General features: G+C 71.2%; 17 protein-coding genes. 8 read left to right on the top strand and 9 right to left on the bottom strand.

Annotated features, from left to right (window positions below; all coding sequences use genetic code 11):
- Nucleotide 1 precedes the first annotated feature (1 nt).
- The 3 genes from ACN27E_RS16215 (at nt 2) to ACN27E_RS16205 (ending at nt 2,734) form a co-directional block, all read left to right on the top strand.
- Nucleotides 2–247 (top strand): hypothetical protein, encoded by a 246-nt coding sequence (locus ACN27E_RS16215; protein WP_422742971.1) that lies wholly within the window; start codon nt 2–4, stop codon nt 245–247.
- A gap of 47 nt (nt 248–294) precedes the next feature.
- Nucleotides 295–1,116 carry an arylamine N-acetyltransferase family protein gene (locus ACN27E_RS16210; RefSeq protein WP_422742970.1) on the top strand — a complete coding sequence of 274 codons (822 nt, stop codon included), beginning with the start codon at nt 295–297 and terminating at the stop codon, nt 1,114–1,116.
- Between the two features lie 70 nt (nt 1,117–1,186).
- Nucleotides 1,187–2,734, top strand: a complete 1,548-nt coding sequence (locus ACN27E_RS16205) for a DUF222 domain-containing protein (protein ID WP_422742968.1) — start codon at nt 1,187–1,189, stop codon at nt 2,732–2,734.
- Here ACN27E_RS16205 and ACN27E_RS16200 read toward each other — a convergent pair.
- Complete coding sequence (locus ACN27E_RS16200; RefSeq protein WP_422742967.1) at nt 2,721–3,734, bottom strand: acyl-CoA dehydrogenase family protein; 1,014 nt, start codon at nt 3,732–3,734, stop codon at nt 2,721–2,723. The genes ACN27E_RS16205 and ACN27E_RS16200 overlap by 14 nt on opposite strands.
- Nucleotides 3,734–4,912: an acyl-CoA dehydrogenase family protein gene (locus ACN27E_RS16195; RefSeq protein WP_422742965.1), complete on the bottom strand. Its 1,179-nt coding sequence runs from the start codon at nt 4,910–4,912 to the stop codon at nt 3,734–3,736. Before ACN27E_RS16195 ends, ACN27E_RS16200 begins: the two co-directional genes overlap by 1 nt.
- Here ACN27E_RS16195 and ACN27E_RS16190 point away from each other — a divergent pair.
- Both ACN27E_RS16190 and ACN27E_RS16185 read left to right on the top strand, forming a co-directional pair.
- Nucleotides 4,911–5,867, top strand: coding sequence for a helix-turn-helix transcriptional regulator (locus ACN27E_RS16190; protein WP_422742964.1), 957 nt, complete (start codon nt 4,911–4,913; stop codon nt 5,865–5,867). The genes ACN27E_RS16195 and ACN27E_RS16190 overlap by 2 nt on opposite strands.
- 1 nt (nt 5,868) lies before the next feature.
- Complete coding sequence (locus ACN27E_RS16185; RefSeq protein ID WP_422742962.1) at nt 5,869–6,396, top strand: dihydrofolate reductase family protein; 528 nt, start codon at nt 5,869–5,871, stop codon at nt 6,394–6,396.
- A gap of 1 nt (nt 6,397) precedes the next feature.
- On the opposite strand, the gene ACN27E_RS16180 is transcribed toward ACN27E_RS16185, so the two are convergent.
- The 4 genes from ACN27E_RS16180 to ACN27E_RS16165 form a co-directional block, all read right to left on the bottom strand.
- Nucleotides 6,398–7,030, bottom strand: coding sequence for a TetR/AcrR family transcriptional regulator (locus ACN27E_RS16180; protein WP_422742960.1), 633 nt, complete (start codon nt 7,028–7,030; stop codon nt 6,398–6,400).
- A 10-nt stretch (nt 7,031–7,040) separates the two neighbouring features.
- The gene (locus tag ACN27E_RS16175; RefSeq protein ID WP_422742958.1) at nt 7,041–7,172 is read right to left on the bottom strand and encodes a hypothetical protein; all 132 of its coding nucleotides are present in this window, start codon (nt 7,170–7,172) and stop codon (nt 7,041–7,043) included.
- 200 nt (nt 7,173–7,372) lie between these two features.
- Complete coding sequence (locus ACN27E_RS16170; RefSeq protein WP_422742956.1) at nt 7,373–8,866, bottom strand: aldehyde dehydrogenase; 1,494 nt, start codon at nt 8,864–8,866, stop codon at nt 7,373–7,375.
- 5 nt (nt 8,867–8,871) lie between these two features.
- On the bottom strand, nt 8,872–9,675 hold the full coding sequence (locus ACN27E_RS16165; protein WP_422742955.1) for a class I SAM-dependent methyltransferase: 804 nt from the start codon (nt 9,673–9,675) through the stop codon (nt 8,872–8,874).
- 35 nt (nt 9,676–9,710) lie between these two features.
- On the opposite strand from ACN27E_RS16165, the gene ACN27E_RS16160 reads away from it, so the two are divergent.
- Nucleotides 9,711–10,916, top strand: coding sequence for a glycosyltransferase family 4 protein (locus ACN27E_RS16160; RefSeq protein WP_422742953.1), 1,206 nt, complete (start codon nt 9,711–9,713; stop codon nt 10,914–10,916).
- On the opposite strand, the gene ACN27E_RS16155 is transcribed toward ACN27E_RS16160, so the two are convergent.
- Nucleotides 10,876–12,486: a hypothetical protein gene (locus ACN27E_RS16155; protein WP_422742951.1), complete on the bottom strand. Its 1,611-nt coding sequence runs from the start codon at nt 12,484–12,486 to the stop codon at nt 10,876–10,878. The two genes, ACN27E_RS16160 and ACN27E_RS16155, sit on opposite strands and share 41 nt — an antisense overlap.
- 47 nt (nt 12,487–12,533) lie before the next feature.
- The gene (locus ACN27E_RS16150; RefSeq protein WP_422742950.1) at nt 12,534–13,736 is read right to left on the bottom strand and encodes a DUF3068 domain-containing protein; all 1,203 of its coding nucleotides are present in this window, start codon (nt 13,734–13,736) and stop codon (nt 12,534–12,536) included.
- A gap of 213 nt (nt 13,737–13,949) precedes the next feature.
- On the opposite strand from ACN27E_RS16150, the gene ACN27E_RS16145 reads away from it, so the two are divergent.
- Both ACN27E_RS16145 and ACN27E_RS16140 read left to right on the top strand, forming a co-directional pair.
- Nucleotides 13,950–15,071: an acyltransferase family protein gene (locus tag ACN27E_RS16145; protein WP_422749911.1), complete on the top strand. Its 1,122-nt coding sequence runs from the start codon at nt 13,950–13,952 to the stop codon at nt 15,069–15,071.
- A gap of 3 nt (nt 15,072–15,074) precedes the next feature.
- Nucleotides 15,075–16,679, top strand: coding sequence for an MFS transporter (locus tag ACN27E_RS16140; RefSeq protein WP_422742948.1), 1,605 nt, complete (start codon nt 15,075–15,077; stop codon nt 16,677–16,679).
- Here the strand turns inward: ACN27E_RS16140 and ACN27E_RS16135 are convergent.
- Nucleotides 16,573–20,826: an alpha-(1->3)-arabinofuranosyltransferase domain-containing protein gene (locus tag ACN27E_RS16135; RefSeq protein WP_422742947.1), complete on the bottom strand. Its 4,254-nt coding sequence runs from the start codon at nt 20,824–20,826 to the stop codon at nt 16,573–16,575. The two genes, ACN27E_RS16140 and ACN27E_RS16135, sit on opposite strands and share 107 nt — an antisense overlap.
- Nucleotides 20,827–20,839 lie beyond the last annotated feature (13 nt).

The raw sequence follows: 20,839 nt of genomic DNA, 5'->3' as shown, positions 1-20,839 counted from the left end.
CATGGACACGCTGGCCAAGATCGGGCGCGCCGAACGACGAGTCGTGAAAGTGCAGCGGCGACTGTGGCTGGCCCAACTGCTGATGTGGCCGACGGTACTGCTCACCGGCACCGTGGTGGTCGGCGCGGTGGCACTGCTGCTGCGTCGCCGCGCGGCCAGCGGTAAGCACGAGCTGCCCGAGACGCCGGGTGCGCACCGTGCGGGCGCCGACAACGCCGAGGGAAACGGCCAACTCACCCTCCCCTGATCACCGTGCTTGACCTCGACCGCGGTCGAGGTTGCACTATGACCGGTATGACGGCATCCGCCTACTTCACCCGGATCGGCCACCAGGGTGACGTCGCCCCCACCCTGGATACGTTGCAGGCGCTCGTCGCGGCGCACAACCGGTCGATTCCGTTCGAGAACCTCGACCCGCTGCTGGGCATCCCCGTCGCGGATCTGAGTGCGGCGGCGCTGACCGACAAGCTCGTGCATCGTCGCCGCGGCGGATACTGCTTCGAGCACAACGGGCTTCTGGCGTATGTCCTCGATGAGCTCGGCTACGTCGTGGACCGGCTGGCCGGGCGGGTGGTCTGGAACAAGGACGACGACGTTCTGCCCGCACAGACGCATCAGCTGCTCTCGGTGGCCGTTCCGGGGATCGAGGGCCGGTTCCTGGTGGATGTCGGTTTCGGCGGCCAGACTCCGTCGGCTCCCCTCCGGTTCGAGACCGACACCGTCCAGGCGACCCGCCACGAGCCGTACCGAATCCGCAGGCGCGAGGGAGGTTTCGTGATGGAGACGCTGCTGCGCGATCGATGGTTTCCGCTCTACCTGTTCGACGATCGGCCGCAGCCGCGCATCGATTCGGAGGTCGGCAGCTGGTACGTCTCCACCCACCCGAGATCGGTCTTCGTCGTCGGGCTGACCGCATCGCTGGTCACCGACGACGCCCGCTGGAACCTACGCGGACGCAATCTGGCCGTGCACCACGACGGGACCACCGAGCGGATCCGGTTCGATTGCGCTGCAGAGGTTCTCGATGCCCTGACCGAGCGGTTCGGGATCGACCTCGACGCGGTGGGCGCGCGTACCGACATCGAGAAGCGAGTGCACGAAGTACTCGACGCGTGACGTCCCGGGGTTGTCCACAGCCCGTTGGATCGCCTCAACGTGTCCCCGGGGCTCAGGTACTATCGAATGTATGTTCGATACGGTGTTTGCGGGGCAGGACGAGGCCACGCTGATCGCGGCGATCGGACAGGCCGCGCGGGAGGAAGCCCGGGCCGGGGCGCGGAAGTTGGCCGCAATCGCGGAATTGACCCGCACGACCGTGATGGTCGACGACGAGTGCGATGACTGGGTGTATGACTCCTGGGCGGCGACCGCCTCGGAGGTGGGAGCGGCGTTGCGGGTCGGGCAGCGGCGGGCCTCAGGGCAGATGCGGATCGCGATGGCGTTACGCGACCGGCTGCCCCGGGTGGGGGCGCTGTATCTGCTGGGCCGGCTCAGTGGCCGGGTGGTCTCGCAGATCACCTGGCGCACCCGCCTGGTCGAGGATGAGGCGGTGTGGGCGCTCCTGGATGCCGCGCTGGCGGAGGCGGCGCTGCGCTGGGAGTCGTTGTCCGATGCCGCGTTGATCCGCGCCATCGACGCGTTGATCGCCCGCCATGACCCGGATGCGGTGATCCGGGCCCAGGAGACGCTGCGCCAGCGCGATGTCCGGATCGGCTCCTGCGATGATCCTGACGAGCTGGTGTCGGTGTACTGCCTGCTGCTCGGATGTGACGCCGCGGTACTGACCGCGCGGATCACCCAGCTGCTCCACGGGATCTGTGACAACGATCCACGCTCGATCGGCGAGCGCCGCTCGTGCGCGGTGGGCGCCATCATCCAGGGTCTCGACCGTATGCCGTGCCGCTGCGGATCACCCGAATGCGCGGCGCTGGATGCACCTTCCTCGAGTGTGGTGATCACCGTGGTCGCCGACCCCGCCGCGGTCGAAGCGGCGCACCACCTGAACGCCGCAGAGGACCGCGGCCAGCGGGCTGTGTTCGGTGCGCTTGCCGAGGACGGCGCGCCCGCGCAACCCGAACCCGAACCCGAAGCCGAACCCGAACCCGTGCCGTCTGATCCCCGCCCCTGCCCGCACGATTCCGGGCTGGCACTGCTGCCCGGGGCGACGGTCCTGCCGATCGTGGCGCTGGCCGAGGCGATCCGCGACGGTGCGGTCATCAAACCGCTGTGGCGGCCCGGGCCCGACCCCGAACCGCGCTACCGCCCCTCAGCCACACTCGCCGCGTTCGTCCGCACCCGCGACCTGTTCTGCCGTTTCCCCGGCTGCACCGTCCCGGCCGAACGCTGCGACATCGACCACGTCGTGCCCTGGCCTTACGGACCCACCCACGCCTCGAACCTGCACTGCAAATGCCGCACCCACCACCTGGCCAAAACCTTCATCGACGGCTGGCGCGACGAACAACTGCCCGACGGCACCGTCGTCTGGACCAGCCCCACCGGCCAGCGTTACACCACCCTGCCCGGCAGCCGGCTCTTCTTCCCCGGCTGGAACACCACCACCACCGAACTACCACCCCTGACCAAGCCACCACCAGAACCCGACCGCACCGCCAACATGCCCAAACGACGCCGCACCCGCGCCGCCGAGCACACCGCACGCATCAAAGCCGAACGCGCCGAAAATGCGGTTGCTCGGCTAACCCGCGGACCTTCCGAAGTCAGTGGGACCTAGGGCCGACCACCACATCCCATGGATCCGCTGCAGTCAGCGCGCGACGACCCAGGATGCCGGCATGGTGTGCGGTGGTACCGAATTCGTCCACCCAGCTACGGGCCCGCATGGTGAACAGCCACAGCGGATGTTCGGCCGTGACGCCGATGGCTCCGTGCAGCTGATGAGCGATGGTGGTGACGGGTTCCACCGCCCCACCCACCGTCACCTTCGCCGTCGTGATCGCGTATTCGGCTGCGGGCGAATCGAACCCGTGATCGACAGTCGCCGCCACCGCTAAGTCGGTTACCGCCCTGGCCCGCTCGATCTCGCCGGCCATGGCCGCCAGCGCATGCTGCACCGCCTGAAATCTGCTCAGCGGACGGCCGAACTGTTCGCGCGTGCGGGTATGCGCGACGGTGAGCTCGGCAGCGGCGTCCAAGGCCCCGACGGTCTGCACGCAGCGCGCCCAGGCGCCGCGAAGCATGAGTTCATCGGCGAGCGCGAGGTCGAGCGTCGAGCAGTCGCCGACCGGCACGTCGATCGTGACGGTACCGCGTGGCTCCCCGGCGAGATTGTGCGACAGCGTGACCGGCGGATCGTCGAGCACCGCGACATACACGTGTTCAGCGTCTTGCGCGGCCAGCAAGATCGTCGTGTCCTGTGGCCACGGGACGTCGCGTGCGACGCAGGCGAGCCGGCCGGCGTTGATCTCGGCGCTGCCGACGGCCACCGTCAGCGCTCCGGTGGACACCTCGAAACCGGCCCGGCCGGCCAACCAGCCGGCGAGCACATCGGTTTCGGCCACCGGGACGGCGGCGCCATGGCGGGCCAGCCCGGCGAGTACCACCGCGGACTCCGCCGGGCCCGCGCCCTCGGCACTGGTGAGCCGGCTCAGTCCGGTCTCCTCCAGATGCCGCAACAGCTGTGTGTCCAGCGTCTCGGGCCGGGTGCGCCGCCCCATCCGCGCGTCGAAGGACTGGCGGCCGAGATCGTCGACCAGTCGGTGGAGTTCGTCCATTACCGCACCCCCAACCCGCGGGCCACCACACCCCGCAACACCTCGTTCGTCCCGCCGCGCAACGTGAATAGCGGCGCATGCAGGCGGCCCGCCGCCAGCAGCTCGCGCAGCCGGCCCGCCTCGGGGGCCTCGTCGTCGAGGACCTCGAGCAGGTCGGCGACGATCTCGACCGACTCCTGTTCGAAGCGGGTGCCCAGATCCTTGACCAGCGCGGCGCGGGTGTTCGCATCGCGCCCGGCGGACAGCTCACGGGCCACCGAGATCGACAGCTGGCGCAGCGACACCACGCGCGCGACCAGGGCACCGACGTCGGCGGCGGTCCGGTCGTCGACGCCCTGGCGCCCCAGGGCCGCGATCGCCTCCAGGATCAGCCGCGCTGTCGACAGGAAGCGTTCGGGCCCACTGCGTTCGAAGCCGAGCTCGGCGGTCACCTGATGCCAGCCGGCGCCCACCTCGCCGAGCACGTCGGAATCCGGTACGACCACACCGTCGAAGAGCACCTCGTTGAAGTGGTGCTCACCGTTCATCAGCAGGATCGGGCTGATCGTCACCCCGGCGGCGTCGGTGCCGACGATGAACTGGCTGAAGCCGGCATGCCGATGGGCGGCGTCGACCGGGCTGGTCCGCGCGAGCACCACGATCTGATGCGCGACGTGCGCCCCGCTGGTCCACACCTTCGTGCCGTCGAGCCGCCAACCGTCCGGCACCCTGGTTGCCCGCATGGCGGCCGCCGCCAGATCGGATCCGGCCGCATGCTCGCTCATCCCGATCGCCGAGTACAGGGTCCCCGCGGCGATCCGCGGCAGCAGCCGGCGCCGCTGGTCCTCGGTGCCGTAGCGCAGCAGCCCGGGCGCGACCTGCCGGTCGGCGATCCAGTGTGCGGCAACGGGTGCGCCGTGGGCGAGCAGCTCCTCGGTCACCACGTATCGGTGCAGATGACCCAGCCCGCGACCGCCGTAGTCGGCCGGGATGGTCAGCCCGACGAAGCCGGCGTCGGCCAACCGGACGCTGAAGCCGGGATCCCACGCCGCCAGCCAGCAGTCCAGGGCGGGCTGCCAGCCGAATTCGGCGCGGTCGGCGGCCAGGAAGTCACGCACGGCAGCGCGCAGCGTCGCCAGATCCGCGTCGTTGGCGCACAGCGCGTCGAAGTCGGCGTCCACTTCAGCAGGAATCGTCATGTCCCTCCGGTCGGATCGCCGACCATACTCGGTGACTGTGAGCCAGCCGACACCCGCACGCCGGGACCGCCTGCGTGAACTGCTCGACGCGGTGGTCGACACCGACAACGCCGCCGTCGGCGACATGGCCCGCAGTAGCTTCGCCTCGCAGTTCCACTTCTCCCGGGAAGTGCGCCGACTGACCGGTGAAGCCCCGGCGGCCCTACGCCGCCGGATCATCCTCGAACGCGCCGCCTGGCGGCTACGCGGCGGTCAGTCCGTGGCTGCCGTCGCCGCCGACGAGGGGTGGTCGTCTCCGGAGGTGTTCTCGCGGGCGTTCCGCCGCACCTTCGGGGTGCCGCCGTCGCGGGCGGCCGAGGTGGATTTCCGGGTGCCGGCCCCCAACGGACTGCACTTCCACCCACCCGCGTCGCTGTGGCTCGACGGCGACGGCGCGGTCGAGGAACCCGACGCAGGCGCGCTGATGGTGGCCCACGACATCGCCGACACCGGCTACCTGATCGACCGTGCGACCGCCTTGTCCAACGCGCAGTGGCGCGAGGAACTCTGGCCGGGCCACGTGGTGCTCGACTGGGACGGGCCCGAAGCCAGCGTCGGCGCCGTCCTGTGCGCGGCGGTCTGGAGCAAGCAGGTTTGGCTGGCCACCATCGAAGGCCGCGACTATCCCGAACGCGTGACCGCGGATTCCTACACCCCGGTGCGGCTCGCCGAGCGACACCACGACGTCGGTCGGCGCTGGGCGGCGATGGTGGCGGAGTATACGGCGGCCGGCCGGATGGCCGACACCGTGATCGACGCGCTGTGCGATCCGCCGGAGTCGTTCCAGCTCAACGGGATCGTCGCGCATGTCCTCGGGTATTCGGCGCACCGGCGGGAACTGGCCCGCTCGATGCTGACCCGGTTGGGCGTCCCGACCCGCCGCGGCGACCCGCTCGAATGGATGAGGGAGCACTGAGATGGGATGCGTCTACTACACCGCCTCGAGCCTCGACGGCTACATCGTCGACGAGCATGACAGCCTGGACTGGCTGGTCACCCGCGACATCGACCCTGAGGGCCCCTTCCATTACGACGCCTTCGCCGCATCGGTGGGCGCCCTGGTGATGGGGTCGGCGACCTACCGGTGGATCGTGCGCAATCAGCCCGGCGCCTGGCCGTACGCCCAGCCGACGTGGGTGCTGACCCACCACCCGGAGGTGGTCTGCGCCGACCACCCGGTGCAGGTGTTCACCGGCGACGTGCGCGAGCTGCATCCGAAACTGGTGGCCGCGGCCGGCGGCCGCGACGTGTGGGTGGTCGGTGGGGGCGACGTCGCCGCGCAGTTCGTCACCGCCGGTCTGGTCGACGAGATGATCGTGTCCTATGCGCCGTGTTCGCTGGGCGCCGGTTCCCGGGTGCTGCCGATCCGCTCGGAGTGGTCCCTGGCCGAAACCGCGGTCAACGGAGATTTCGTGTGCGTCCGTTGGGTTTTCGCGGGCCGGTAGCTCAGCTCGTGACGGTCGGCACGCCGAACCGGCGGAGGAACTCCCGCGACTTGATCAGGAATTCCAGCTGCGAGTCCACCTCGCGCAACGGGTCGACGCTGCGGGTGGCCCGACAGAGCACGACCGCGCCCTCCAGGGTCGCGATACAGGTGATCGCCAGCGACGCGGCCTCGGCCGGGGCGCTGCCGTCGATCTCGAACGCCCGCGTCAGCGCGTCCCGCCAGTGTTCGAAGATGGCGCCGGCGACCGACGTCAGCTGGGGTTCGTCCTCGGCCGCGCCGATCGCCGCGGCGACCACCGGACACCCGGCGGTGAACTCGCTGTCGGCGAGCAGGCTGATCCAGAACTCGACGAAGCGATGCACCAGGTGCAGTCCGCCCTTGGTGGCGGCCTCGTCGATGACCGCGGTGATCGAATCGCCCGCGTATTGCAGCGCCTCGAAGACGATCTGGCTGCGGCCCTCGGGGAAGTGGTGGTACACGCTGCCGCGGGGCGCGCCGCTGCGCTGGAGCACCTCGTCGATGGTGACGCCGGCGGCCCCGCGTTCGCGCAGAACGTCGGCGGCGCTGATGAGCATGTTGGTGCGGGTGGCACCGCGGGGGGCGTGGGTCTTGGTCATAACTTCCGGTGGCATGACTTCCGGGTCAGGCGGCGGTCGGCGGGCGGTGCGGGGCCGGGCGCCAGGACAACCCTCGCGGTGCGAAGGTGAACCGGCGGCGCGTCGGCGCATACAGGATGAATCTGCGGCCGGCGAAGTTCAGCTCGACCATCCACATGGCGATCCTCCTGTCTATGACAGAAAGCATAGAACGCCCGTCGCGCATCGACAAACGGACCTATTCGGCCCCGGAGATGCGCCGTAACTATGGATATGTTCATAATGATCACGGCGCCCGCACCGGCGGCCCCGGAGCGGGCGCCACACCAAACGCGAGAGGGCCCCGCCTTGAGGCGGGGCCCTTCACGTTTTCGCAGGTTATTCGGGGGTGTACCCGAACGGCAGCAGGGTGCTCTTGGCCTGGCAGTACTGCTCGATGCCCTCCGGCCCGTTCTCCCGGCCGATGCCCGAATTCTTGTAGCCGCCGAACGGTGCGCCCGGGTCGAACGCATACATGTTGACCGCGTACGTACCGGTCCGGATCTTGGCCGCCACTTCGAGCGCCTTGCGGTTGTCGGTGGTCCACACGCTGCCGGCCAATCCGTAGACCGAGTCGTTGGCGATGCGGATGGCGTCGTCCTCGTCCTGGTAGGGGATCACCGCGAGCACCGGCCCGAAGATCTCCTCCTGGGCGATGGTCATCGAATTGTCGACATCGGCGAACACCGTCGGCTGCACGAACCAGCCGCTGTCCAGACCCTCGGGACGGCCGCCGCCGGTGACCACCCGGGCGCCCTCCTCGGTGCCCTTCTTGATGTATCCCTCGACGCGCTCGCGCTGCTTCTCCGAGATCAGCGGGCCGATGGCGGCGTTCGGGTCGTCGGGCAGGCCGACGGGCATGGCCGAGACGAAGTTGGCCAACTTCTCGACGACCTCGTCGTAGCGCGAGCGCGGCGCCAGTACCCGAGTCTGCGCGACGCAGGCCTGGCCGGAGTTCATCACCCCGGAGAACGCGAGCATCGGCAGCGTGGAATCCAGGTCGGCGTCCTCCAGGACGATGGCCGCGGACTTACCGCCCAACTCCAGGGTGCAGGGCTTGAGTTTCTCGGCTGCGAGCTTGCCGATCTCCTTGCCGACGGCCGAACTGCCGGTGAACGTGTACTTGTCGATCGCGTCGCTGGCGGTCAGTGCGCGGCCGGTCTCCGGACCGCCGGGCACCACCGACAGCACGCCCTCGGGCAGACCGGCCTCGGCGAACAGCTCCGCCATCGCGAACACCGACAGCGGGGTCTCGGCGGCGGGTTTGAGCACCACGGTGCAGCCGGCCAGCAGGGCCGGTCCGAGCTTGTTGGCGGCCAGGAAGAACGGCACGTTCCACGCCGTGATGGCGGCGACCACGCCGACCGGTTCGCGGGTCACCAGCGTCTGGCCGTAGATGCCGTCGCGGATCTCTTTCCAGGTGAATTTGTCCGCGGCGCCGGCGAAGTACTGGAACGCCGACATCGCGGCGCCGTACTGCATCATGTCGACGATCATCGCGGGCTGGCCGGTCTCGGCGGTGAGCAGGAACTTCAGCTCGTCGCCGCGCTCCTCCATCAGCTTGACCGCGGCGCCGAGGATCGCGGCGCGCTCCTCGGGCGACATCTTCGGCCACGGGCCCTCGTCGAACGCCTTGCGCGCGGCGGCGCAGGCGGCGTCCACGTCGGCCGGCGCGGCCTGCGGGACCTGCCCGACCTTCTGGCCGGTCGCGGGGGAGAAGACCTCGATGACCTCGGAGGTGGACGGCTCCACCCACTGACCACCGATGAACAGTTTGTCCCACTGCGTCTTGTGCGCGGTGTCCTGACCTGACGTATCCAGAGTCTGTGTCATGCCCGTCACACTACCGACTGACGCGGCGAACGAGAACCTGTTGCAGTTCCGGGTTGCAGCACCAGTACCAGATTGCTCACCAGGAACTCGCGCAACCCGGGTACCCGGGTCAGCCACCACGCCCATCGCGGGTGGTAGCGGGGAAATGCGGCGACCAGCGCGCCGGTGCCGGCCGCCCAGCGCAGGCCGTCGGCGACCGACACTGCGAACAGTGACGATCCGTAGTCGTTCTTGGGCCGATGGCCGTGGCGGCGGGCGTAGCGCTCGGCGGCCCGGGCGCCGCCGAGATAGTGCGCAAGACCCGTCTCGTGTCCGCCGAACGGCCCGAGCCAGACCGTGTAGGACAGCACTGCCAGCCCGCCCGGCCGCGTCACCCGCAGCATCTCCGCCCCCAGTCGCCACGGGTCGGGCACGTGTTCGGCCACGTTGGAGGACAGGCAGACGTCGACGCTGCCGTCGGCGAACGGCAGGGCGGTCCCCGAGGCCCGGACGTACCGTCCGCCGCCGGCGTCGGTCGCGGGGCCCGCATGCATCTCCCGCGGATCCGGTTCGACCCCCAGATAGTCCATGCCGCGCCGCGCGAAGGCGGCCGCGAAATAGCCGGGCCCGCCGCCGACGTCGAGGACGGTGCGACCGCCGGCGGCGCTCCCGGTGGCCGCCTGCCACAGATCGGCGACCATGGCGGCGGTGTCGTCGGCGAGCGCGCCGTAGAAACGGGCCGGGTCCGGCTGTTCGAAGCGGAATTCGCCGAGCAGCCGGACCGACCGCGACAGCGTCGCGCGCCGGGCGAACGTCTCGGTGGCAGCCATCGGTCGACCCTAACCAGCGGTTAGGCTGGCTGACGATGTCCGTCCGCCGGCCCACCCGTCCCGACCACCCGCTGCGCTCCGTGCTGCTGCTGTGCTGGCGCGACACCGGTCATCCGCAGGGCGGCGGCAGCGAGATGTATCTGCAGCGGATCGGCGAGCAACTCGCGGCCTCCGGTGTCCGGGTGACACTACGGACGGCGCGCTATCCGGGATCGGCGCGCCGGGAGACGGTCGACGGGGTGCAGGTGTCGCGCGCCGGCGGCCGCTACACCGTCTACCTGTGGGCGCTCTCGGCGATGGTGCTGGCCCGCCTCGGGCTCGGTCCGCTGCGGGGGGTGCGCCCGGACGTCGTGATCGACACCCAGAACGGGCTGCCGTTCCTGGCCCGGCTGGTGTACCGGCGCCGGGTCGCGGTGCTGGTGCACCACTGTCACCGCGAGCAGTGGCCGGTGGCGGGTCCGGTGCTGGGACGAATCGGTTGGCTGGTCGAGTCGGTGCTCTCACCGCGGGTGCACCGGCGCGCGCAGTACGTGACGGTGTCGCTGCCGTCCGCCCGGGATCTCACCGACCTGGGGGTGGATGCGGCGCGGATCGCCGTCGTGCGCAACGGGCTCGACGAGGCCCCGGCCGCGACGCTGGCGCTGCCGCGGGCCCGGTCACCCCGGCTCGCGGTGCTCTCCCGACTGGTGCCGCACAAGCAGATCGAAGACGCACTCGACGCGGTGGCGGCCCTGCGCGAGCGGGTGCCCGGGTTGCACCTGGACGTCCTGGGCGGCGGCTGGTGGCAACCGAAGCTGACCGAGCATGCCGCGGCACTGGGCATCAGCGATGCGGTGACCTTCCACGGCCACGTCGACGATGACGTGAAACATGCTGTGCTGCAACGGTCATGGGTGCACCTGCTGCCCTCGCGCAAAGAGGGCTGGGGGCTGGCGGTGACCGAGGCCGGGCAGCATTCGGTGCCGACGGTGGGCTATCGGTCCTCCGGCGGACTGACCGACTCGATCGTCGACGGCGTGACCGGACTGCTGGTCGACGATCTCGACGGCCTGATCGACGCACTGGACCGCCTGCTCGCCGACGGGGTGCTGCGCGAACAGCTCGGAGCCAAGGCGCAGGCCCGCAGCGGCGAATTCTCCTGGCGGCAGAGCGGGCTGGCGATGCGCGAGGTGTGCGATGCGATACGCGGCGGCCGCTACGTCAGCGGTCTGGTGTGGCCGGCCGCCGCGCCGCAAACCTGACCAGACCCGCCAGCCCGGACCCGATCAACAGCGCCAGCCACACCACGTGCACGCCGATCAGTAATCCGCGGTGCGGGGATCGCGCCGTATCCCCGCCGACCCGGTACACCGCCAGGTCGTCGTCGCGGTAGGCCACCGGCAGATCCAGCGTGGAGCCGCCTGCCTCGACCACCACCCAGCCCACGCCCGCGTCGGCCAGTTCCTGCACCGACGCCCCGCGCAGCACCAGCTCCTGCACCGCCCGCGCGCGGCTGCCCTCGCCGGGCACCGTCGTCCCGGCCACGTTCAGATCCCCGGTACTGAGCACGTCGGCGCGTACCCAGCGGGGCAGCGGATCGAGCACCGGCGCCGGGCCGGCCCAGTCGAACTGCCGCATGCTGTCCGGCGGCAACACCGCGACCGGTCGCGGGTCGGCGTTGACGATCGCCGCCCCCGCCGACCACCCGGCGGGATAGCGCACCGCCACCATCTTGCCGCCGACGCCCCACGCCAGATCCGGCAACACTGCGACCAGCAACGCGCAGCTCACCGCGCCGACGACCGCCGCGGGGACACGGCCGCGCAGCGCGACCACCACACCCGCCGCGGCGATCGCATAACCCGGCAGGGCCAGCGCCACCCACTTCTGACCGTCGCGCAGCACGCCCAGTCCCGGCAGCGCCCGCACCGTCGCCTCGACGGCGGCCAGGCCCGGCCCGGTGGCCATCAGCGCCGGGACCACCACCGCGACGACGGCCAGCATCAGCAGGGGGACCGCCGCCGGGCGCCGCACCGCCGCCGTCGCCCCGATCAGCACCACGGTCAGCAGCGCACCGGTCGCGATCAGCGCGAACCAGCCGGTCCGCGACGCCGGCACCGCCGCGGCGTTCCAGAGACCGCCCAGACCGGCCAGGCTGCCGAGCGTGCCCAACCCCGGTTCGGCGCGCGCCGCGAACGCCGTGACCCCCGATGCCTGCGACGAGGCCAGCGATCCCGAGACCGCCGCGGCCACCAGCCACGGCGCCGCCGTCACCGCCGAGGCCGCCAGCGTCACCGCGGCGATCCGCACCCGCCGAGAACCGTCGCCCGGGGCCGACACCGACACCAGGGCGACCGCCGCCGCCAGCAACAGGCCGGTCGGCGTCAGGCCGGCCAGCGCCACCCAGAACACCAGCGGCCACCAGCGGCCCGAGCCGGCGCGCAACCGCAGCACCGACGCCGCCACCCACGGCAGGCAGCCATACCCGACCAGCAGACTCCAGTGGCCCTGCAGCAGCCGTTCGGCGACGTAGGGATTCCAGATCGCCACGGTCGCCGCGACGCATTGACCGGCCACCCCGGCGTCGGGCAGCACCACATCCGCCAGCCGCGCCGCACCCCAGCCCGCGGCCCACAGCCCGGCGACCAGCAGCGCCTTGACCACCACGGCGCCGTCGAGCAGCTGCGAGGCCAGCGCGATCGCGAAATCCTGCGGCAGGGCCCGCGGTGCGGCCTCGGACAGCCCCAGCGCCGCATCCGACAGATACGAGCGCGGCGTGGAGACCGCGTCGCGCAGCAGCAGATAGCCGGGCGCCAACAGGGGCGCGGTCACGATCAGCGACAGCGCCAGCGCGTAGACCGGCGGGAGGCGGCGGGTGATCAGACCGGTCGGTCAGGCGGTAGGTCGGTCGGTCGCTGCGCCGGTAGCTTCTCGGTTCTGGCCTCCGCGCCGGGCACGGGTTGACCGGCGTCGTCGCGCTGGAAGAAGCCGTGGTCGGCGTCGTCGAGGCCCGGGTCGATCAGTGCCGACTCGGCACGCAGGCTGAACGATCCGAGCAGGGCGCCGCCCACCAGGAAGACCAACCCGACCGCGGTGAACGTGATGGGCAGGATGCGGCCCCACAGGGCGACCCGGTCGCGTTCGCTGCGGGCGCTGGCCACCTGGGATTCGACCGTCTCCTCGGTGGAGGAGATCTTGTAGTCCACGTAGGTGACCTCGGGACGCAGGGCGTCACGGGCGTAGTAGTGGTAGGCGTGCTCGTCGGTCTTGACGATCGTGCCCGACACCGGATCCACCCAGAACGTGCGTTGCGCGGCGTAGAACCGGCTCATCGTGATCTGTTCTTCGGGGTCGCCCTCGATACCCCACAGCGCGGCCCGCGCGGTGACCTGGCTGTCGGCGTCGTCCTCGTAGAGCGAGGAGTACTTGACCGGTTCGACGAGTTTGCCGTCGTTGTCGTATCCGACGTTCTGGGTGAACCGCAGCGTCGTCAACCCGTTGACGTCTTCTTCGCCGTCGTAGTTGGCGTCGTAGGCCTTCTGCGCGATCGGGTCGAACATCGGATAGCTCTTCTTCTCCGTGTCGAACGGGAAGCGGTAGGTCAGCCCGTCGTGCGGCAGCGCGATGCTGGTGGGCGGATCCTGGTTGTCGATCGCGCGCGGCTTCTGCACCGACCCGCCGGGATTGCTCTCGCTCGAGACGGCCATCGCCGTCGAGCGGTCCATCGTCACGGTGTCGACCATCGCCAGCAGCAGACCGTTGTCCTGCTGCTTGTCGGTGCGCCGCAGGCTGCTGCCGACCTGCAGGGTGACCACGTCGGCATTGGAGGGGGATTCGACACTGACCTGCTGCTGCATGGTCATCGGCACATCGCGGTCGACGACGAACCGTTCACCCAGCAGGGAGGCCGGATCGAATGCGGTACCCGTCCCGTCGCTGACCAGGGTGGCATCGAGGTCCAGCGGAACCTTCGCGATCTTCCCCTTGGTGTAGGTGGACAGCAACAGCGCGGCGATCAGCAGGGCAGCTCCCAGCCCCATGAGTCCGCACGCCGCGATACGCAGCGCCACTGCGCGGTTCAAACCGTGCTCCCTTCGGCCCGGGTACACCCGAGAACTGCGCCGCCACCTGCCCAGACCCGGGTGTGGAGGCAAAACCCGTTCGACCCTAACAGCAGACATTAAGGCGCTACTTACTACGAGTCGGGTTGCGCCGGACACGCTGGCACACTGGCTCGGGTGACGACGGCGCAGCAGATCGGGGGCACCCGCAGCTTCCTGCCCGCGGTGGAGGGTATGCGCGCGTGCGCGGCGATCGGCGTGGTCGTGACCCACGTGGCGTTCCAGACCGGACACACCGAGGGTGTCGACGGACGATTCTTCGGCCGCTTCGACCTGGCGGTGGCGGTGTTCTTCGCGCTGTCGGGATTCCTGCTGTGGCGCGGCCACGCGGCCGCCGCCCGCGGACTGCGCAGCACCCCGCCGACCGGGCACTATCTGCGGTCGCGGCTGGTGCGCATCCTGCCGGGCTATCTCGTGGCGGTCGTCGTCATCATGTCGCTGCTGCCCGACCGGGTGCCCGACCCGACCGTGTGGCTGGCCAATCTGACCCTCACCCAGATCTATGTGCCCTTGACCCTGACCGCCGGGCTGACCCAGATGTGGAGCCTGTCGGTCGAGGTCAGCTTCTATCTCGCGTTACCCCTGCTCGCCCTGCTGGTGCGCCGGGTTCCGGTCGCGGCGCGAATACCGGTGATCGCCGGCGCCGCGGTGGCCAGCCTGTTCTGGGTGTACATCCCGTTCGACCCGGCATCCGGGCACAACCTGTGGAACTGGCCGCCCGCGTTCTTCTCGTGGTTCGCCGCGGGCATGCTGCTGGCCGAGCTGACGGTCGAACCCGTCGGCCGGGCGCACCGGCTGGCACGCAACCGCTGGCTGATGGCGGCGATCGCGGTGGCGGCTTTCGCGCTCGCCGCGTCCCCGCTTGCCGGGCGGGAGGGACTGCAGCCCGGGACCATCTTCCAGGTGACGCTCAAGACCGCGATGGGTGCGATCCTGGCGGCCGCCCTGCTGGCGCCCCTGGTGCTCGACCGCCCCGACACCCCGCATCGCATCCTGGGCAGCCGGGTGATGGTGACGCTGGGGCGCTGGTCCTACGGTCTGTTCATCTGGCACCTGGCCGCGTTGGCGATGGTCTTCCCGCTGATCGGCGAATTCGCGTTCAGCGGGTACATGCCGGTGGTGTTGCCGCTGACGCTGCTGTTCGGATTCGCGATCGCGGCCGTCAGCTACGCGCTGGTGGAGAGCCCGTGCCGGGAGGCGTTGCGGCGCTGGGAGTTGAAGCGCGCCACGCCAACCCACCGCGCGCCCCCGCTGGACAGCAGCGTCACCGACGCCGCCGAGCCGATCTCGCGCTGATCCATGGCCAGAGCGCGTACCGCGACCGTATCGGTATCGGCGTGGGCACCGTTCTCCGCACCGACGTACCGCGCGCTGTGGATCGCGCAGCTGGTCTCGAACATGGGGACCTGGATGCAGACCGTCGGCGCCCAGTGGATGCTCGTCGGGGACCCGGACGCGGCGGTGCTGGTGCCGCTGGTGCAAACGGCCACGACCCTGCCGGTGATGCTGCTCGCCCTGCCCTCGGGTGTGCTGGCCGACCTGGTCGACCGGCGCCGGCTGCTGATCGCCGCGCAGGGCGCGATGGCCTCGGCGGTGGCGCTGCTGGCCACGCTCAGCGGGACGGGCCTCGCGACGCCGTCGGTGCTGCTGCTCCTGCTGTTCCTGATCGGCTGCGGCCAGGCGCTGACCGCGCCGGCCTGGCAGGCGATCCAGCCGGAACTCGTTCCGCGCGAGCAGATCCCGGCGGCGGCCGCGCTGAGCAGTATGAGCGTCAACGGCGCCCGCGCGATCGGACCGGCGATCGCGGGGGTGCTGGTGTCGCTGTCGGGTCCGACGCTGGTGTTCGCGCTCAACGCCGTGTCGTTCGTGGGCATCGTGGCAGTGCTCACCACCTGGCGCCGGCCGGCCGACGACCGGACGATGCCGTCGGAGCGGCCGCTGGCCGCGCTGAGCGCCGGCGGACGCTACATCCGCAGTTCACCGGTGATCCGCCGGATCCTGTTGCGCGCAGTGCTGTTCATCGCGCCCGGCAGCGCGCTATGGGGGTTGCTGGCCGTGGTCGCCGACCGTCAGCTGCACCAGTCCTCCGCGGGCTACGGACTGATGCTGGGCGCCCTCGGCGTCGGCGCCGTGTCAGGGGCGGTGGCGCTGACGCGGCTGCAGACGGCGTTCGGGCAGAACGCGCTGCTGGCCACCGCCGCGGTGGGTTTCGCGGCCGCGACGACGGTGCTCGCGCTCGTCCCCGTGTTCGGTGTGGTCCTGATCGCCCTGGTGGTGGGCGGACTGTGCTGGTTGATGGCGCTGTCGACACTGAACGCGTCCATGCAGCTGAGCCTGCCGGCCTGGGTACGGGCCCGTGGACTGTCGGTCTACCAGCTGGTGTTCATGGGCGGACAGGCGGTGGGCTCACTGGTGTGGGGTCTGGTGGCCGGCGCCACCACCGGCGTGACCGCGCTGCTGATCAGCGCCGCGCTGCTGCTGGTGTGCGCCGCGTCGATGGTGCGCTGGCCGCTGCACCGCAGCACCGGCAGCCTCGACCTGACGCCGTCGGCGCACTGGCCCGAGCCGGCGCTGGTCTTCGAGCCCGCACCGCCCGACGGACCCGTTGTCGTCCTGCGGTCCTACTGCGTCGCGCCGCAGGACGAAGCGGGCTTCCTCGCGGCGATGGGCCGGATCGGCCGGTCCCGGCAGCGCACCGGTGCGTCGCAGTGGCAGCTGTTCCGCAGCGGCGAGGAGGCCGACACCTTCGTCGAGGTGTGGGTGGTGCGGTCCTGGGAGGAACACCTACGCCAGCACGTCACCCGGCAGACGGGTCAGGATCTGCTCGCCGAACAGGCGGTCGAACAGTTCGTGCGCGGCGAGCCGACGGTGCGTCATCTGATCGCGGTCCATCCCCGCCGCTGACCCCGGCACCGACCGCGACGGACGCGGCCAGCGTCGTCACCGAGATCAACGCCAGCAGCTGCACCCCGGCCGAATGGCCGACGTAGCCGTCGACGGACCGCCACGGATGCTGGGCCAGCGCGGCGCCGGCCAGGATGAGCCCGCCGGCGGTGACGCCGACCGTGACCCGATCCCGCAGGCGCGCGCGTCCGCGCAGGACGAACTGCACCGCGAGTGCGGCGGCCGCCACCGCCGCCCCCGCGGGGCCGGAGATCACGGCGCCCAGGGCGACCACGGCGGCGCTCGCCGGCAGCGGCCCCGGCGACCAGATGCGCGCGGGAGGGTCGGTGGGACGGCGGCGGGCCGGCAGCCAGGCCAGGAGCGCGAGTACCGGCAGCAGCGCCAGCCCGAAGATCAGCCCGGCGCGGTAGAGCGCATTGGAGGCGAAGCTCAGGGTGACGGCGCCCTCGGAGGCGGCCGGCACCACCCAACCCTGCTGCCAGCCGTTGACCACGATCGGCTTGAGTTCCGCGCCGTCGGACATGCGGGCGTGCCACCCCGGATTGACACTTTCGGGTACCACCAGCACCCGGTCGCGCTCCGCGTGTGGCACCGTGACGTCCCGCCGGTCGGCGCTCCAGTGGCCGGTGTCCACCGGCGTCGTCGCCGCCGGCTCGATGTCCCGGGCCCGGGGGCCCGACAGCTGTACCCCGTCCACCACGAAGGCGTTGCCGGGGCTGATCAGCAACTCCTGCTCGCCGGCGGGCAAGGCGATCTCCTCGGCCCGGCAGGGTTTCGCCGGTACCGGCGCACCGTCGAGCAGGGCCGCGACCGTGGTGGTCACCGACGTCGGGATGAACTGCCCGGCGACGCCGATGATCGGCCCCTGTCCGCAGGGCAGCGACACCACCCGCTGGCGGTTGGTGTCCGCATCGGCAGCGGCGATCGGCTGTCCCCGGCTGTCGAGGGCGGTCACCTCGGCCAGGCCGGGTGGCTTGAGCTGGTCGAACCCGAGTGCTGTCCGGTCGATGACGTCGTTCCAGTCCAGCAGGGACACGGTGATCGCGGACGTGCGGTGCGGCGCCAGGGCGAGGGTCTGAGATTTGGCGGCCGGCGGCAACCGGCGCACCTGCGGACCGTTGCCCAGATCCACCGCGACCATCGTGGGATGGGCGGGCGGTTGAGTGCGGCTCGGCGTGATCCGCACCGCCGACACCTCGGTCTCGGTGGGCAGGGTCAGCGTCACCGTCGGCGGGCTGCGGTGCTGGACGACCCGCTGAGGTGCGGTCCAGGCGGTGCCGGGGTCGCCGTCGGCGGCGGCATACGCCGAGCCCAGCACGTCGATGACGTCGGCGTCGCCGGTGGCCCGGGCAGCGCCGGGCTCGGCGATCAGCTCGGCGAGATTCGGGCCCTGCCGGGCCCGCAGCCACACCGTCGCGGTGACCGGCATCGGGTCGGGAACCGACAGCGTCCGGCTCAGGTTCACCGGCTCCTCCGGCGACAGCGCCATCGTCGCGGCGCACTTCATACCGTCGGGGCTGTCCACGCATCCGGGGCGGCCCAGCAGATCCGAGCCCAGATCCCACTGCGCGACCGCCGAACCGGCCGGCGGTCCGGGAACGGCGACGGTGTGGCGCAGCTGGATCGGTGTGGCGAAACCGTTGGCGTCGTACTGGGTGACCGACAGGTCGGTGATGCCGAACTGCACGCCCGCCGATCCGTCGTCGGTGCCGGTCGCGGTCAGGCGCACCCACGGGGTCTCGCCGTAGGGCAGCGCGACGGTCAACGGTTTGCCGGGCTCGTCGAAGCGCAGCGTGGACGTGCCGTTGACGGTGGCGACCTCGATCCGGCGGACCTGCGCACCGACCGCGGTGGCGCTCGGTGTGACGGTCAGCGTGGCGTTGGTGACCGGCTTGTCGAAGTCGATCTGCAGCCACTGGCCGAGTGCGGCCTGCAGCGAGTTCGACACCCAGCTGGTCGACGCATCGGAGTCGACGACCGCCGCCGGGCCGGTGGCCGGGGCGACGTTGGGCAACGCGGTGGAATCGGCGGCCGAACTCGACACCGACAGCCGGCCGCCGGACCAGCGGCCGTACACCGGTTCGGCGCCGGCCGAGGGGTAGTCCATCACCCGGTTGAAGGTGTGCCGCGGATCGTCGGGGGTCCGGATCGCCGAGGAGTGGTCGTCGACGCGGCCGTAGTCGGTTTCCCGCGCGGCGGGTGTGTCGGTCACCGTCACCAGGGGCACCGGCAGGCCGGCGCGCTGGGCGTCGGCGGTCAACAGCATCGGCCCCAGCGGGGGTTGATCGAGCAGGCGGCGGCGTTCGTCGATGCGCAGCAGCGCCTCGGGGGCGCCGTCGATGCGCGCCATCGCGTCGGCGTCGACCAGATACGGCGCCGCCGGATTGCCCGGTGCGCTCACCCGGTAGATCTCCACCGGCGGATAGCTGGGCCGCAGCCCGCTGTCGGTGACGAAGCCCTCCAGCGTGCCGGGCCCGACCGGTTCACCGAACTGGGCCACCTTCTGCAGCCCCGGCGAACCGTCCACGGCGCGGTGCACCAGGATCGGCCGCGCCGAGCGCGACGACTCCGGATCGAGATCGTTGCGGACCACCAGATACGCGATGCCCTGGCGGGCCAGGGTGTCGGCGAGCCCGGCCGATGGCCGGCCGGCGGCGAACAGCCGCTGCACCGAGTCGAGCGCGCGGATGGTCTCCGGCGGGGTCAGCGGGATCGAGTCGCGTACCCCCCACGGGCTGTTGCCGAGCACCTGCAGCGGCTCGTCGTGGGTGTTGCCCCAGATCTGATTGGCGAAGGGCGCGCCGGGCACCACCAGCACCCGTCCGGCGGTCGGGTCGCCGCTGTTGTTCTCGTCGAGCCATTGCGCGGCCTGGTGCCAGTACGGCGGGATCGCGGTGAACGCACCGGGTGCGGTCAAGCGGCCCGTCCAGGCCAGCGAGGTCGCCGCGGTCAGCGCGGTCAGGACGACCACGCCGACGGCGACCCGCCGGTCGCGCTCGGGGTGGGCCAGGGCGTCCAGCCACACCGGCCGGGGCACGCTGCCGGGCAGCGGCACCCGCGACAGCAGGTGGGTCAGGCCCAACGCCAGCGGCAGACGAAGCACCGGGTCGAGCTTCTGGAGGTTGCGCAGCGGGGTGCCGTCGGCGTCGAGGAAGGCCTGCACCTGTGCGGCGACCGGGGAGCCCAGACCGCCGGAGTATCCGACCGCCAGCAGGGCGACCCCGACCAGCAGGATCACCGTGAGACGGCCGCGGGCCGGCATGGTCTTCAGCGCTAGCCCGGCCAGTCCGGCCGCCGCCACCAGCACCGTGGCCAGCACCGCCACCGAGCCGGTGACCAGCGACGAGCCCGCGGTGGCGGTCGGCGCCACGAACGGCGTCCAGCTGCCGGTGCCCCGCAGCATCTCGGCCAGCGACATCCACTGCGTGGTCACGCCGGAGGATTCGATGAAGTCCAGGAACGGCGGGCTGATGCGGCCCAACAGCACCAGCGGTATCACCCACCAGGTCACCGCCAGGGCCACGCAGCCGAACCACCAGGCGGTGAAGCGCAACCAGCGCCGTCCGGGCCGGTGGCAGGCCCACCACAGCACCGCGGCCAGACAACCGGTCAGCGTGGCCACCGCGTTGACCGCGCCCATCAGCGCGATCGCCCCAGCCGACCGCGCGGCGAGCAGCCGCACCCGGGAGTCGCCCCGCAGCGCGAGGATCACCGGCAGCAGCACCCACGGCGACAGCATCATCGGCAGGGTCTCCGACGACAGCGCGCCCAAGGTGGTGAGCACCCGCGGGGACAGTGCGAACGCGACCGCTCCGACCACCCGGGAGGACGTGGTACCGATACCGAGCGCTTCGGCGACCCGCAGCACCCCCCAGAACCCGACGACCAGCAGCAGCGCCCACCACAGCCGTTGGGTCACCCAGCCCGGCAGGCCGAACAGATCACCGGCCAGGAAGAACGTGCCGTGCGGGAAGAGGTATCCGTAGGCCTGGTTCTGGGCCTGCCCGAACGGCAGGTCGCTGTTCCACAGATTGGCCGCGCGGCCGAGGAACTGCAGGGGGCCGGCGGTGAGATCGAGCTTGGTGTCGGGTGAGATCTGTCCGGGTGACTGGGCGAACGTCAGGATCAGCGCCGCCGCGGCGGCCACCCACAGCCAGCGC

Origin of the sequence: Mycobacterium sp. WMMD1722 (assembly GCF_049315205.1) — a bacterium.
In the GTDB taxonomy this organism is placed as follows: Bacteria; Actinomycetota; Actinomycetes; order Mycobacteriales; family Mycobacteriaceae; genus Mycobacterium.
Note: the sequence above shows the minus strand (reverse complement) of the source record. Positions and strands in the feature narration are given on the sequence as shown.

What these genes read in the sequence shown, in the direction of transcription:
- ACN27E_RS16215 (WP_422742971.1), top strand. Translation starts at nt 2, where the DNA reads ATGGACACGCTGGCCAAGATCGGGCGCGCCGAACGACGAGTCGTGAAA.
- ACN27E_RS16210 (WP_422742970.1), top strand. Translation starts at nt 295, where the DNA reads ATGACGGCATCCGCCTACTTCACCCGGATCGGCCACCAGGGTGACGTC.
- ACN27E_RS16205 (WP_422742968.1), top strand. Translation starts at nt 1,187, where the DNA reads ATGTTCGATACGGTGTTTGCGGGGCAGGACGAGGCCACGCTGATCGCG.
- ACN27E_RS16200 (WP_422742967.1), bottom strand. Translation starts at nt 3,734, where the DNA reads ATGGACGAACTCCACCGACTGGTCGACGATCTCGGCCGCCAGTCCTTC.
- ACN27E_RS16190 (WP_422742964.1), top strand. Translation starts at nt 4,911, where the DNA reads ATGTCCCTCCGGTCGGATCGCCGACCATACTCGGTGACTGTGAGCCAG.
- ACN27E_RS16195 (WP_422742965.1), bottom strand. Translation starts at nt 4,912, where the DNA reads ATGACGATTCCTGCTGAAGTGGACGCCGACTTCGACGCGCTGTGCGCC.
- ACN27E_RS16185 (WP_422742962.1), top strand. Translation starts at nt 5,869, where the DNA reads ATGGGATGCGTCTACTACACCGCCTCGAGCCTCGACGGCTACATCGTC.
- ACN27E_RS16180 (WP_422742960.1), bottom strand. Translation starts at nt 7,030, where the DNA reads ATGCCACCGGAAGTTATGACCAAGACCCACGCCCCCCGCGGTGCCACC.
- ACN27E_RS16175 (WP_422742958.1), bottom strand. Translation starts at nt 7,172, where the DNA reads ATGTGGATGGTCGAGCTGAACTTCGCCGGCCGCAGATTCATCCTGTAT.
- ACN27E_RS16170 (WP_422742956.1), bottom strand. Translation starts at nt 8,866, where the DNA reads ATGACACAGACTCTGGATACGTCAGGTCAGGACACCGCGCACAAGACG.
- ACN27E_RS16165 (WP_422742955.1), bottom strand. Translation starts at nt 9,675, where the DNA reads ATGGCTGCCACCGAGACGTTCGCCCGGCGCGCGACGCTGTCGCGGTCG.
- ACN27E_RS16160 (WP_422742953.1), top strand. Translation starts at nt 9,711, where the DNA reads ATGTCCGTCCGCCGGCCCACCCGTCCCGACCACCCGCTGCGCTCCGTG.
- ACN27E_RS16145 (WP_422749911.1), top strand. Translation starts at nt 13,950, where the DNA reads ATGCGCGCGTGCGCGGCGATCGGCGTGGTCGTGACCCACGTGGCGTTC.
- ACN27E_RS16140 (WP_422742948.1), top strand. Translation starts at nt 15,075, where the DNA reads ATGGCCAGAGCGCGTACCGCGACCGTATCGGTATCGGCGTGGGCACCG.